The sequence below is a fragment of the Actinomycetota bacterium genome, assembly GCA_030019255.1.
Lineage (GTDB): Bacteria > Actinomycetota > Geothermincolia > Geothermincolales > RBG-13-55-18 > Solincola_A.
The window spans coordinates 217,586-230,509 of record JASEFK010000002.1; the positions used below are offsets into that span (position 1 = coordinate 217,586).

At 61.7% G+C, this 12,924-nt stretch carries 12 protein-coding genes; 4 read left to right on the forward strand and 8 right to left on the reverse strand.

The features are described 5' to 3' along the window. Positions 1–300 precede the first annotated feature (300 nt). The 8 genes from QME84_02585 to QME84_02620 all read right to left on the reverse strand — a co-directional run bounded on the left by QME84_02585 (position 301) and on the right by QME84_02620 (position 9,573). Complete coding sequence (locus tag QME84_02585) at positions 301–3,099, reverse strand: cation-transporting P-type ATPase (protein MDI6873163.1); 2,799 nt, start codon at positions 3,097–3,099, stop codon at positions 301–303. A 317-nt stretch (positions 3,100–3,416) separates the two neighbouring features. Continuing rightward, entirely contained in the window at positions 3,417–3,992 is a 576-nt protein-coding gene (locus tag QME84_02590) for a hypothetical protein (protein ID MDI6873164.1), read from the reverse strand. A gap of 5 nt (positions 3,993–3,997) precedes the next feature. After that, positions 3,998–5,509, reverse strand: a complete 1,512-nt coding sequence (locus QME84_02595) for a potassium transporter TrkG (GenBank protein MDI6873165.1) — start codon at positions 5,507–5,509, stop codon at positions 3,998–4,000. Positions 5,510–5,526: 17 nt separating this feature from the next. Next, positions 5,527–5,688: a hypothetical protein gene (locus tag QME84_02600; GenBank protein ID MDI6873166.1), complete on the reverse strand. Its 162-nt coding sequence runs from the start codon at positions 5,686–5,688 to the stop codon at positions 5,527–5,529. Further along, a complete protein-coding gene (locus QME84_02605) occupies positions 5,685–6,380 on the reverse strand; it encodes an NAD-binding protein (protein ID MDI6873167.1) in 696 nt (231 codons plus the stop codon). Before QME84_02605 ends, QME84_02600 begins: the two co-directional genes overlap by 4 nt. Positions 6,381–6,384: 4 nt before the next feature. Next, on the reverse strand, positions 6,385–7,050 hold the full coding sequence (locus QME84_02610) for a TrkA family potassium uptake protein (protein ID MDI6873168.1): 666 nt from the start codon (positions 7,048–7,050) through the stop codon (positions 6,385–6,387). A gap of 45 nt (positions 7,051–7,095) precedes the next feature. Continuing rightward, positions 7,096–7,758 carry a TrkA family potassium uptake protein gene (locus QME84_02615; GenBank protein ID MDI6873169.1) on the reverse strand — a complete coding sequence of 221 codons (663 nt, stop codon included), beginning with the start codon at positions 7,756–7,758 and terminating at the stop codon, positions 7,096–7,098. A 252-nt stretch (positions 7,759–8,010) separates the two neighbouring features. Beyond that, positions 8,011–9,573: a CoA-binding protein gene (locus QME84_02620; GenBank protein ID MDI6873170.1), complete on the reverse strand. Its 1,563-nt coding sequence runs from the start codon at positions 9,571–9,573 to the stop codon at positions 8,011–8,013. Between the two features lie 381 nt (positions 9,574–9,954). Here QME84_02620 and QME84_02625 point away from each other — a divergent pair, with 381 nt between their 5' ends. Genes QME84_02625 through porB form a run of 4 tightly spaced genes read left to right on the forward strand, consistent with a single transcriptional unit; the run spans position 9,955 to position 12,922 of the window. Continuing rightward, positions 9,955–10,506 carry a 2-oxoacid:acceptor oxidoreductase family protein gene (locus tag QME84_02625; protein ID MDI6873171.1) on the forward strand — a complete coding sequence of 184 codons (552 nt, stop codon included), beginning with the start codon at positions 9,955–9,957 and terminating at the stop codon, positions 10,504–10,506. Positions 10,507–10,523: 17 nt separating this feature from the next. Further along, entirely contained in the window at positions 10,524–10,805 is a 282-nt protein-coding gene (gene porD, locus QME84_02630; protein MDI6873172.1) for a pyruvate synthase subunit PorD, read from the forward strand. 1 nt (position 10,806) lies between these two features. Continuing rightward, entirely contained in the window at positions 10,807–11,985 is a 1,179-nt protein-coding gene (locus tag QME84_02635) for a transketolase C-terminal domain-containing protein (protein MDI6873173.1), read from the forward strand. A gap of 10 nt (positions 11,986–11,995) precedes the next feature. After that, positions 11,996–12,922: a pyruvate synthase subunit PorB gene (porB, locus tag QME84_02640; protein MDI6873174.1), complete on the forward strand. Its 927-nt coding sequence runs from the start codon at positions 11,996–11,998 to the stop codon at positions 12,920–12,922. The last annotated feature ends 2 nt before the right edge of the window (positions 12,923–12,924 follow it).

Consider the following 12,924-nt stretch of genomic DNA (forward strand, 5'->3'; position numbering starts at 1 on the left):
GATCCATTCCGTTTTCTGCACTTGCGCCGGGCGGGCGAGGCTTCCGGACCTCGCTTTTCGAGTGATCGGAACCGTTCATCTCGATAGTAGCACCCGCGCAACTCCCCATGCATCCGCGGCCCTCCGGCCGCTTCTCCAGCCGGGAACGCCTTCCCCACCATGTTCCAAACTTCCATTTTAATCTCCACCCATGAAGGGTGTCGCCGCTTCCTCTCGCCCTCCCGGTCACCCCTCGAAGTCCGCCCTCTGTCGTCTTGCCTGTAAACCCGATGCGGAGTGGCAACGTCTCCGCTCTCCCGGTCACCCCTCGTCCCCCTTCTTCCTCCGCCGCAGGTAGGCGCGAACCAGGGCCTTCCTTATCTCGTCCGCCACCAGGCAGGTGGGGATGAAGGGCACCAGAAAGAGCCAGTCCCTGAAGCCGATGGGCGCCGTCTCGAAGACGCGGTTCAGGAAGGGGACGTAGACGATGAGCACCTGCAGGGAGACCTCGGTGGCGACGCCCAGGAGGTAGAGACGGTTGGTGTGGAAGCCCACCCGCAGGATGGATTCCCGCGTGGTGCGGCAGGCGAATCCGTTGCCGATCTGGGTCATGACGATGCCGGTGAGGGACATGGTGGTGGCCTTCACGTAGGTGAGGGGATTGGCCTCGCTGAAGGCACGCAGCTCGGCCCCCCACCTCCACCCGAACATGTAGAGGTAGCCCAGCATGCACACCAGGGCCTCCAGGGGGCCCAGGAACCCGTAGGCGCGGAGCAACACCCGCAGGTTGAGCAACCTCTCCTCCATGGGCCGGGGCGGCCGCTCCATGATCCCCGGTTCCGGGGCCTCCGTACCCAGGGCCAAGGCGGGAAGTAGGTCGGTTCCCAGGTCCACGGCCAGGATCTGGATGATGGTCAGCGGGAGAGGGATGTTGAAGATGACCATGAGGATGAAGGGTACGATCTCCGGTATGTTGGAGGCCAGGATGTAGGTGATGAAGCGCCGGATGTTGTCGAAGATGGCCCTCCCCTCCTCCACGGCGGCCACTATGGAGGCGAAGTTGTCGTCGATGAGGATCATGTCCGCCGCTTCTTTGGCCACGTCCGTCCCCGCCCGGCCCATGGCGATGCCGATGTCCGCGGTCTTGAGCGCCGGGGCGTCGTTCACCCCGTCGCCGGTCATGGCCACCACGTGGCCCATCTCCTTGAGTGCCTGCGCGATGCGCATCTTGTGCTCCGGCGCCACGCGGGCGAAGAGGACCTCCTCCTCGCTGAGCCGCCTCTTGAGCTCCTCGTCGCTCATCTCCTCCAGATCCGCCCCGGTGATGATGGCCGGTTGCTCCTGCACCATGCCGATACGCCGGGCGATGGACTCCGCGGTGAGGCCGTAATCCCCGGTGATCATGATCACCCGGATTCCCGCCGTACGGCACTTGCGTATGGCCTCCTCCACCTCGGGGCGCGGGGGGTCCATCATGGCCGCCAGCCCCACGAAGGTGAGGTCCGTTTCCGTGTTCTCCACCTCGTAGCGCGTGATATCGGGGGGCATTTCCCGCACGGCCAGGGCCAGGACGCGCAGGGCGGAACGGGCGTAGCGGTCGTTGACCCCCATGATGCGGTCACGGTCCTCGGGGCGCATCTCCCGGACCCCCTCCCGGGTGAGGATACGGGCGCACCTGCGCACCACCTCTCCCGGGGCGCCCTTCACGTAGGCCTTCCTCGACCCGCCCTCCTCGCAGACCACGGTCATCATCTTGCGCGAGGAGTCGAAGGGGAGTTCCGTCACCCGGCGGTGATCCTTATTCAGTTCCTCCGGGTTCAAACCCCCTTTAATTCCCAGCACCACCAGGGCGCCCTCCGTGGGGTCCCCAATCACGCGCCACCTGTCGTCCTCTTGCACCAGCCGGGAATTGTTGCACAGCAGGGAGACCAGCAGGGCCTCGCGGAGGTCGTTCATCTCCTCCGCCGAGAGGCGCCTCCTGCCGTTGCCCTTTCCGCCGCCCTTATCGTTGCCGTTCCGCTTGAGAAACTCTCCCTCGGGCGCGTAACCAACTCCGCTCACCTCAACCTCTAACCATGGCACCCACAAGGAGCGCACGGTCATCTCGTTCTGGGTGAGGGTGCCCGTCTTGTCGGTGCAGATGACGGTGGTGGAGCCCAGCGTCTCCACGCTGGAGAGTTTCTTCACCAGGGCGTTGCGCCTGGCCATGCGCTGCGTGGCCATGGCCAGGGCCAGGGTGACCGTGGGGAGAAGCCCCTCGGGGACGTTGGCCACGATGATGCCGATGGCGAAGATCATGTTCTCGGCGAAGGGCAGCTTCACCACGTACTGGCCCAGGAGGAAGAAAACGATCCCCAGGCTCACGGCCAAAACGGCCACGAACTTGGTGATGCGCTTCATCTGGATCTGGATGGGGGATTCCTCCTCCTCCACCGTCTGGGTGAGCTGAGCGATCTTCCCGAACTCGGTGTCCATTCCCGTGGCGTAGACCACCGCCCTGCCGCTCCCGATGGTTACCGTGGTCCCCATGAACACCAGGTTGAGGATGTCGCTCAGGGAGAGCCCCTCCTCGATGACCGGGGCCGCGGAGCGGCGCACGGGCTCGGACTCCCCGGTGAGGGCGGAGTTGTTGGTGCGCAGGTCCGCGCTGGACACCAGGCGGGCGTCGGCGGAGACATGGTCGCCCTCCCGCAGGATGATGAGGTCGCCAGGAACCAGCCGGGTGGCCTCGATCTGCTTCTCCTCCCCGTCCCGGATGACGGTGGCCATAGGGGGAAGGAGCTTCTTTAGGGCTTCGGTGGCCTTCTCCGCCTTGTACTCCTGGATGAAGGTGAACACGGCGTTGACCACGATGACCCCGATGATGGCCCAGGCCAGGGGAGCCTGGTCGGCGATGAAGGCTAGGAGGGCCCCGATCCACAGCAGTATGGCGAAGAAGTTGGTAAAGTGAATAAGAAATCTTTTCCAGAGAGGGACGCCCTTGATCTTCTTTATCTCGTTAGGACCATATTTTTCCAGGCGCTTGCCTGCTTCCTCTTCGCTGAGGCCCTGGGAAGAGGTCCCCAGCAAGGCATAGACCTCTTGGGGATCCAGCCTGCAAATGGTCTTCGCATCCTGCATCGTATCGCTTACCTTTCTGCCTATTCATTCCTCATTGGGTGAAATATTATCATGTCCCTGTTCCTGCGGGTATCAACGCCATTGCTCGGCATTCCGCTATCTAGAACGAGAACATGATCTTTATCGGGTCGTCTCGCTCCCGGAACCGCATCGATGGAATCCCGGCACCATCGTCTAAAAGTTTATTCTCAAGATAGGGAGGGCGGAAAGGCGGTTCCGTTTGCATCGTTCTGTGCGGATGTGGAAAAAGAACCAAGGATCGGATTGGAAGATCACCCGTAACCAGCATCCAAGCAAGTGAGGCGGGCGACCAATTTTCAGAAAACGGAAGCTTCCTTCTTCTTACGTAACCGGCTCCCAAGAAATAACGCCACCAGCGCTAGGGACAAGCCCACTGCCAATTTCCCGTAGGAGAACGGGTGTTTTATGGGATAGCCCGGCTCTACCACCTCAAGGAATCTCCCCTCGATAACCGTGTCCCCCCCATGGGAGGGATCCGCCCGGTGAAAGATCCCTCTCACCCTCACCCGGTCGCCGTGATGCTTGTAGCTCCCCAGAACCTTCACCTTTTCGGCTTCTTTGCGAGGAAGAACGACCCCTATTCCACAGTTGCTGAGCCCGGCGAACTCGCCGCCCTCCTCCAGGCTTCGCCGACTGTAGGGGTCGTCATTGACGGTTATCCAAGCTTCCTCTCCCCGTATCATCACGTCCCCAACTGCTTCCCCCTCGATGACCACTTCCTGGCCGTCATATTCTTCCGCCCTCTCCACCAATTCCTGTACGGTCACCAGTCCGTCCGCGCCCCAGGCTCGCGGCGAGGAAGCGAGAGGGAAGGCGATCGCCAGGGCCAGGGCCAAGAGCCAGGGTAGGAGTTGAAGGTGGAGGCTTTTCATCGTGGTTACCTCCCCCTTCTTCCCCGGACCAAGGCCCCGAAGAAGCTCAGGAGGGCTATGACGGACATGAACTCCAGCCTCCCTGCCCACATGGCGAATATGTAGTAGACCTTCATGGCCGTGGGCATAAGCGGGCTGGTGAGGCCGGCGGACAACCCCGTGTTGCTGCCCGCGGACACGGCGTCGAAGAAGGCCACCGAGGGCTCGTACCCGAAGAGGATCCCCATAATTCCACCGGCGAAATAGACGAGGACGTAACAGAGAAGGATGAAGAGGGTCCCCTTTATCATGGCGTCTTCCAGCCATATGTCCCTGATATGGTGTATCTTCTCCGCGACCACCGCTCTTTCCGGGGATGCCAGCCTCCTCAGCTCGCTCCGGAAATACCGATACAGTATGCCCATGCGGAGCCCCTTGAACCCACCTCCCGTGGAACAGGCGCTGGCGCCGATGGCCATGGCCAGGATTATCGCCCACATGGCCAGGGGACCGAAATCCCGGTAAAAGGAAACGGAATATATGGTGCTGTTGCCGGTGGTGGTGTGCCCGCTCACGAGGTTGTAGAAACCCTTGCGGAAGAATTCCATAAGGCTGCCGAAGACCCCAATCTTCCCGAAGCCCAGGGAAAGGAGGAGGGTGGTCAGCATCAGGGTGAAGGTGAAGGACCTGGTCTCCACGTTCCGGTATATCTCCTTCACGTCCCCCGTCCAAACCGAGTAATGCAGGGCGAAATTGAAGGACCCTATGACGAAGATGACTAGGGTAATGAGTTCCACCGTCAGGCTGTGGTAGTAGAGGAGGTTCAGGCTCTGGGGGGCGAAACCCCCAGTGGACCAAGCGCCCATGAAAAGCCACATGGCATGCAGGAAACCCCTTCCTAACGGCATGCCCTCCTTCACCAGAGCCGCCCATAGAAAGGCGCTCCCCACCACGAGGTAGCTCAGGCTGATCATCCAGATGGCCCGCGCGGTGTTGATCACGTTGGGCAACAGCTTCTCCTCCTTACCCTCGCTCACGTAGATCTTGAAGGCCCCCGCCGTGCCCGCGAAGAGGAAGGTCAGGGCGATAACGATAATCCCCTGTCCTCCGGCATAGGTCAGGAGGTGCCTCCACATGTTCAGGCCATGCGAACAGTGGTCCAGGTCCTGGAGGAGGTAAAGGCCAGTGGTGGTGTAACCGCTCATGAGGTCAAAGCAGGCATCCAGGAAGGACTTGAAATGCCCGGAGAGATAGTGAGGAATGGCCCCGAAGACCATGGCCGTCAGCCAGCCGGCGGAGGCCACGATGAGCCCGTGGAACCACCGCAGGTCCTTCTCCGTTCGGCAGGTGTTCTCCGTTACCAGCCAGAAGAGGACGCAGGCGACGATGCCGATGAGGAAATCCAGGACTACATTCCACTCCGAACAGGCTACGGAGACCAGGAGGGGCACGAGCATTATCAGCCCGACTCCCAGGATGACCCTCCCGATGGCCCAGGCTATGAGCTTGACGTCCGCTCTAGATGGCTTGAGGATCATAACTGGAGCACCTTAAATCACGGATGGAGTGCCTTGACCAGGAACATGAGGAGAAGGGCGGTGGAGGACAGTGCTGCCACCGCCAGCACCTCCACCAGCATCCCCCTGGCGTAACCCAGTACGACCCGGCCGTGGCTTTTCCTCCCGTTTACTCTTCTCCCTTCCTTTAACTTCTTCATCCTCCCTCCACCCCTCGTTTGTCCGTGTGCGGCCTTCCGGTCAGGAGGAGGCGGCGGAGCTCCTCTTCCTTGTCCACCGCGGTCACGGCGATCACCGAATCCCCGGGGCGCAGGATGTCCTCACCGCGCGGGATTACGACCTGCTCTCCCCTGATCATGGAGATGAGCACGCACCCCGGGGGCAGGCCAAGGTCCTTGATTTTGCGATAGCAGGCCTGGCTTCCGCCCGGGGGTATGTCCACCTCCACTACAACTATCTTGCCCTTGCGCAGGGCATGAAGAGTGATGATGTCCTCCACCGTGCTGACGCTTTCGATAAGCCTGGCCACTATGGTCGTGCTGGATATGGCGTCGATTCCCATCAGGTTAAAGATCTCCTCGTTGGCGGGATCGTTCACCCGGGCCACCACGCGAGGAACCCCAAAAGAGGTCCTGGCCAGCTGGCAGGCGGTGAGGTTATCGTCGTCGTCGCCGGTTACGGCGGCGAACACGTGAGCCCTGAACGTCTGGGCCTCTTCTTGGGAATGGTAATCGCAAGCATCCCCGTGAATCACCAGCACATTGAGGCCCCGGGCCAGCCGTTGGCAGTCCTTCTCGTTCTTCTCTATGACCGCCACGGCATGCTTCCTGTCCATCAGCTTTTCGGCCAGGAAAGACCCCACTTTCCCCCCGCCGCCGATCACGACGTACATGGTTTCAACCTCTACTTCCGGCCTTTCGGCGCAGGTATACTTCCAGCTTGCCCAGGACACGGTCTGAGGCCAGAGCAGTTATCTCGTCCCCCTCCTCCAGAATGGTATGCCGGTCAGGGAAAACAACGTTGCCCTCCCTCACCAGGTAAGCTATCCATATCGGCACCTGCCTCTCGCACCACTCCATGGTCTGTCCCGCCCACCTCGGCGGGCAATCGAACTCCAGGAGGTTGAGGCTACCCTGACAGCATCTGGCCCTCCGCCTTATCATGGGCCTGGCGATGATCTCCATGATGGACCTGGCGACTATCTCGGTCCCGATGACGTAATCGATCCCCAGGGCGCGGTAGGTCTCTTCCTTATCCGGGTTGTAGATACGGGCCACCACCCGGGGAACGCCGTATACGTTTTTGGCCACCTCCGCGGTCATCAGGTTGGCGTTGTCGTAACTGGTCACCGCCGCTAGGGCGTCGGCCTTCTCGACCCCTGCCTTCTTCAACGTGCTGCTGTCGAAAGACACCCCCTGTACGACCTCTCCCGGGAAGAGCTTGAACAGGCGGTCGAAGGCGGAACTGTCCCGGTCAATGACCACGACCTCTTGGTTGTCCAGGGAGAGCATCTCCGCAAGTTGTGCACCTACGCGCCCGCAACCGGCAATGATTATCCTCATCCTTGCTCATCTCCACCCGTAATGCGGCTTTACGGACACAAGGGCTCAAACCTGCAGGCCGAGGTTTCCCAGGATATCTTCCAATATTTTCCATGCAGCCCTTTTGGCAGCGATTACCACCGTATCTCCCACCAACAGCCGCATATCCTTTTCCCAGCGTATTTGACGACCGGAACGCTGCAGGGCAAGGACGCGGGTGTCTTCGTTGATCTCAAGGTCACCCACCGTCATCTTCCTGGCCAGCCAGGGCACCTTGAACTCCAAGACCCTGACCCCCGGATCGTACCGTTCCTGATGGATGACGACGTCCCGCTGCAGGAGCTTATGCATCATCTTTTCCGCCACCAGGGTGGTGCCGCAGACGTAATTCACCCCGAGCTTCTCGAAGACCCTCCTTTTCGCCGGGTCGTAGAGGCGGGCAATGACCGTAGGCACATCGTAAAGGTTCGTGGCTATCTCAGCCACCATCAGGTTGGTGTTATCGTAATTGGTCACTGCCGCCACAGCATCAGCGAACTTTATCCCCGCCTCCAGGAGGGTCGTCTCGTCGAAGGCGACGCCGGTCATGGTGATGCCGTTGAAGCCAGCCGGCAAGCGGTGGAAGGATTCCTCGTCCCGATCGATGACTACAACGTCGTGACCTTCATAGGAAAGCAGCTGGGCAAGCTGGGCGCCCACCCTTCCACAACCCGTGATGATGACCCGCATGGGATACGTCCTTGCCCAAGTCCCAGGTCTTTTCGCGTCTTTCCCCCGAGATTATTTATTCTTTTTACTCCCGGCCTCATACCTTGTCAATACGGAACGGCCGCATTTCCCGCCGTCGCCACCGGTGGTAATGCAGGGCACACGAACCCGGAGAGGAGTGGATCCCGGTGTCGCTTTCACGGGGTGGATTCCCTGGCCGGCACGTCGTAAGTTCGATCGTCGGCATCGTTCCGATCGCCTTGCCAGCGGCTCTCAATCGCTACCGCGATCCCCTAGAAAACGAGAGTACCAGGCCAGTTTCCCAGCCACGCGCACGGCCCTCTCCGGGGTGGAGGCGGTAAAGACGCCGGAGTCGCGCATGCGGAAGGAGGCGGAGCGCTCCCCCTCGTTCACCGCCACGGCGATGATGGGCTTTCCCTCCTCCCTCATGAGGCGCTTGATGCGGCGCACCACCGCCAGGTCCGTCCACTGGAAGGTCTCCGTAGGATCGATGCCCCCGCTCCCCTCCCGGGTGCGCCCGCCGCGCTTGCGCAGGGAATCCCGGAAGCCCTTCCAGATGGAGAGCTGGAAGAAAGGAAGGAGGCGGGTGCGCCGGAAGAGCATGTTGAAAAAGGGTCGCACCGCGGTCTTGAACATGTTCTCCAGCCAGAAGTCCCGGCCCATGAGGGTGCCCATGCTGATGACCATGTCCACCTCCGGGCAGCGGGCCAGGGCGTCGATGACCCGGAAATGGTTGGAGCGTTGCACGTTGCCCACGATGTCCACCGGGTTGCGGCGGCTCCAGAAGGCGGGGAGGTAGCGGTCCAGCTCCTCGATGACCTCCTCCGGGAGTTCGGCCATCTCCAGGCCCTCGCGGTCGAAGTAGTCGGCGGCGGCTACCCCCCAGCCTCCGCCCAGGGTCATCACCGCCGTGCGGGAGCCTCGGGGCACGGGAAGGGAGGAGAAGGCCGCGGCCAGGTCCACCAGCTCCTCGGTGGTTTCCGCCTCGATGATGCCCGCCTGCTCCATGGCCCCGCGGAAGAGCTCGTAGGGGCCCGCCAGGGAGCCGGAGTGGGAGAGGACCGCCCGCTGCCCCTGGCGGCCCTTGCCCGCCTTGAGGGCAATGACCGGCTTGTGGGGGGTGATGCGCCGGGCCACTTCCAGGAATTTCCTCCCGTCCTTCACCCCCTCGATGTAGAGGATGATGGTCTCCGTCTCCGGGTCCCCGCCCAGGTACTCCAGCCAGTCGCTGATGTCTGTGTTGGCGGCGTTGCCGCTCCCGATGAAGCGGCTGAAGCCCACCCCCTTGCGGTATCCCCAGGTCATGAGCTGCACCCCCAGGTTCCCGCTCTGGGAGATGAAGCCCACCCCGCCTTTGAGGGGGAAGACTGGGGCCCCCAAGCAGCACAGGGAGCTGGTCTTGCTGTAGATCCCCATGGTATTGGGGCCTACGATGGTCATGCCCGCTCGGTTGGCGATCTCCGCCAGTTGCCGCTCTAGGCGGGCACCCTCCTCCCCCACCTCACTGAAGTTGGAGGAGACGACGACCGCGTTCTTGACCCCCTTCTCCGCCGCCTGCGCTATAACGTCGGGTACCTTGCGCGCCGGGATAGCCACCACCACCAGGTCGATCTCCTCCTCGATATCCCCGATGGAAGGATAGGCGGGAAATCCCAGCACCCGCTTCTCATGGGGGTTGACCATGAAGAGCTTCCCCCGGTAACCCCCGCCAATGATGTTCATGGGCATGTTGAACCCCCACTTGCCGGGCAGGTTGGAGGCCCCCACCACGGCTATGGACCGGGGATCGAACAACCGCTCGTAATATCTCCTCATGTATCCCTTCCTCCTCACTGGCTCAGGTCCTGACGGGCTGACCGAGAATGTATACAAGCCTTAGGATATCACGGCCCTTCGCCCCAAAGGGGTGGGAATTAAAAACGCCCCTTTGTCATCCGGCAAGAAGGGCTTTTTCTCTTCTCCCTTACCGCATGCAAGGGCGCGTGGATGCGCTTTTGCCTCAGGCCTGTATCTCCATATCTTTTTGAGGTCGTAGCCGATGCAGTTCGTGTAAAGAATAGGTAGGCTTAGGTAAATCTCCACATAAAAGGAGAGCGGTCGGTTGAACCAGTTGAGGATTTGGATATAATATGTAGAAACTTTTTGCGGAAAAAGAGCTGTAAAGGATAGGATCAAAGGCAAACAGGAGCTTCCCGCATGTTGGAGATCAGGTTTCACGGCAGGGGAGGCCAGGGAGCGGTCACCTCGGCCGAGCTGCTCGCCGTGGCGGCCATCAACAAAGGGATGTATGCCCAGGCCTTCCCGAGCTTCGGGCCCGAGCGCAGGGGGGCCCCGGTGGTGGCCTTCTGCAGGTTGGACAACAAGAGGATTCTGCTCCGCGACAAGATATATGAGCCCGATGTAGTGGTCATATTGGATTCGGGGCTCCTCACCCTTATCGATCCGGTCGAAGGCCTAAAGCCGGACGGCATACTCATCATCAACACCAAGAAGTCCTACGAGGAGATAATGAATGAGTGCCGTTTCTCCTGCCGGGTGGGCACGGTCAACGCCGACCAGATAGCACGGGAAGAGCTGGGGCGGGTCATCGTGAACACCACCATGCTGGGGGCAGTCTTAAGGGCAACCGGACTGCTGGGGGTCGAGGATATGCGCGGACCCATGCTAGAGCGCTTCGGTCCCAAGCTGGGGGAGAAGAACATGAGGGCCCTGGAGCGGTCCTATAACGAGCTGGTATTGAAGGAGTAAGGGCTGTGGCTAAACCGATGGAAGAGATCAGGTGGCAGGACCTGGAAATAGGGGCGACGGTCAGCGACCCCGGGAGCTCCAGGGAATACAAGACAGGGAGCTGGCGTTCGCTCCGGCCGGTGGTGGACAAGGAACAGTGCATCCGCTGCGGCGTCTGCTGGCTTTTCTGCCCGGACGCGGCCATAGAGAGGTCCGTGGAGGGCCATTTCCAGGCCGACCTGGAGTACTGCAAGGGCTGTGGTATCTGCGCCAGGGAATGCCCAGTGGGATGCATAAGCATGGAGATCGAGGAAGGCTGACATGCCCAAGGAACGCAGGGGAATCGAGGTATCGCTGGCGGTAGCGGAGGCGGTAGGGCAAGCGGATTGCGACGTCATAGCGGCCTACCCCATCACCCCGCAGACCCATATCGTGGAACACCTCGCCGAGATGGTGGCCGACGGTCACCTGGACGCGGAATTCGTGCCCGTGGAGAGCGAGCACTCGGCCATGAGCGTGTGCTGCGGCGCGGCCGCCGTGGGAGCCCGTACCTTCACCTCCACGTCCTCACAGGGGCTGGCCCTGATGGCCGAGATATTCTTCATCGCCTCGGCCATGCGCCTCCCCGTGGTCATGGCCCTGGCCAATCGCTCTCTCTCCGCGCCGCTGTCCATCTGGAACGACCACACCGACACCATGATGGTGCGTGACGGCGGCTGGATACACGTGTTCGTGGAGAACGGGCAGGAAGCGTACGACCATGTCTTCTGGGCCTTCCGCGTGGCCGAGGACCCCGCGGTGCGCCTGCCGGTGGCCATAAACATCGATGGCTTCATTCTGACCCACATGATCGAGCCCATCGAATTCGAGGACGACGAGCTGATCAAACGCTACATTCCTGAGTACAAGTTGGAGAACGCCCTGCACCCGGAAAAACCGGTTTCCATGGGGTGTTTCGGCATGCCGGAGATATACACGGAGACGCAGATGGCCCGCGAAAAGGCCCTGGTGGGTTCCTATGTCACCTGCCTCAAGGCGTGGGAGGAGTGGGCCGCCCTCACCGGGAGGCGATACCATCCCGTGGAGACCTACCGGGCAGAGGACGCCGAATACTGCATAGTGACCATGGGCTCTCTCGGGGAGACAGCCATGGTGGCCGTGGACGAGCTGAGGGAGCAAGGGGAGAAAGTGGGAGCGATTAAGATCCGGCTGTGGCGCCCCTTCCCCTTCGAGGACCTCTACCGGGCGGCAGAGGGAAAGGCGGCCCTGATCGTGCTGGACCGGGCCATAAGCTTCGGCGGCCCCGGCGGCCCGGTGGCCCTGGAGGTGAGAAGTGCCATGTACCGCAGGCCGCAGGCTCCGGCGGTCGTGAATTACGTGGCTGGACTGGCGAGCAGGGACGTGAGGGTGGAGGACTTCAAGGCCATCATCCTGGGAGGAAAGGCCAAGGCCGCCGCGGGCGACACGGCCGGGTTCACGCTGTACGGCGTGCGCGAGTGAGGAGTTGGACATGGACAAGTTCTCGGTTTATTCGGCGAGACTGGTCGAAAAGGGCGAATATTTCGCCCCCGGCCACCGCGCCTGCCAGGGCTGCGCCGAGGCGCTGGCCGTCCGCCTGGTCATGAAGGCCCTGGGACGCGACACCATAGTGGCCATGGCCACGGGTTGCATGGAGATCGTCTCCTCGCCCCTTCCCACCACGGCCTGGGAGGTGCCCTGGATCCACGTGGCCTTCGAGAACGCCTCGGCGGTGATCACCGGCTGCGAGTCGGGCATGAAGGCCATGATGCGCAAGGGAAAGCTACTCCCGAAGAAGATCAACTTCGTGGCCATGGGAGGCGACGGGGCCACCGCCGATATAGGCATGGGCCAGCTCTCCGGGGCCCTGGAGCGCGGGCACGACTTCATCTACGTGTGCTACGACAACGAGGCTTACATGAACACCGGCATCCAGCGCTCCAGCGCCACTCCCTGGGGCGCCAGCACCACCACCAGCCCGGCCGGCAAGCTGTCCAAGGGCCAGCGCACCCAGAAGAAGGACCTGCCCAAGATCGCCATCGCCCACAACATCCCCTACGTGGCCACGGCATGCCCCAGCTTCCCCTTCGATCTCATGGAGAAGGTGAAGAAGGCGGCCGCCATCGAGGGTCCGGCGTACCTGCACATCCTGTCCGTGTGCCCTACGGGATGGCGCATCCCGTCGGAGGAGGCCATCAGGTACGGGCGCCTGGCCGTGAACACCTGCGTTTTTCCACTCTACGAATACGAGTACGGAAAGTACCGCCTCACCTACCGGCCGGACCCTGTCCTGCCCGTGCGGGAATACATCGAGGGGCAGGGCCGCTTCCGGCACCTGACGCCCGAGGACATCGAGGCCATCCAGGAACGCACCACAGCGGAGTACGAGAAACTGGTGAAGCTCAGCGAAGAGGGTTGATG

Coding starts and splice junctions, on each gene's coding strand:
- QME84_02585 (MDI6873163.1), bottom strand. CDS start 3,099: ATGCAGGATGCGAAGACCATTTGCAGGCTGGATCCCCAAGAGGTCTAT.
- QME84_02590 (MDI6873164.1), bottom strand. CDS start 3,992: ATGAAAAGCCTCCACCTTCAACTCCTACCCTGGCTCTTGGCCCTGGCC.
- QME84_02595 (MDI6873165.1), bottom strand. CDS start 5,509: ATGATCCTCAAGCCATCTAGAGCGGACGTCAAGCTCATAGCCTGGGCC.
- QME84_02600 (MDI6873166.1), bottom strand. CDS start 5,688: ATGAAGAAGTTAAAGGAAGGGAGAAGAGTAAACGGGAGGAAAAGCCAC.
- QME84_02605 (MDI6873167.1), bottom strand. CDS start 6,380: ATGTACGTCGTGATCGGCGGCGGGGGGAAAGTGGGGTCTTTCCTGGCC.
- QME84_02610 (MDI6873168.1), bottom strand. CDS start 7,050: ATGAGGATAATCATTGCCGGTTGCGGGCGCGTAGGTGCACAACTTGCG.
- QME84_02615 (MDI6873169.1), bottom strand. CDS start 7,758: ATGCGGGTCATCATCACGGGTTGTGGAAGGGTGGGCGCCCAGCTTGCC.
- QME84_02620 (MDI6873170.1), bottom strand. CDS start 9,573: ATGAGGAGATATTACGAGCGGTTGTTCGATCCCCGGTCCATAGCCGTG.
- QME84_02625 (MDI6873171.1), top strand. CDS start 9,955: ATGTTGGAGATCAGGTTTCACGGCAGGGGAGGCCAGGGAGCGGTCACC.
- porD (MDI6873172.1), top strand. CDS start 10,524: ATGGAAGAGATCAGGTGGCAGGACCTGGAAATAGGGGCGACGGTCAGC.
- QME84_02635 (MDI6873173.1), top strand. CDS start 10,807: ATGCCCAAGGAACGCAGGGGAATCGAGGTATCGCTGGCGGTAGCGGAG.
- porB (MDI6873174.1), top strand. CDS start 11,996: ATGGACAAGTTCTCGGTTTATTCGGCGAGACTGGTCGAAAAGGGCGAA.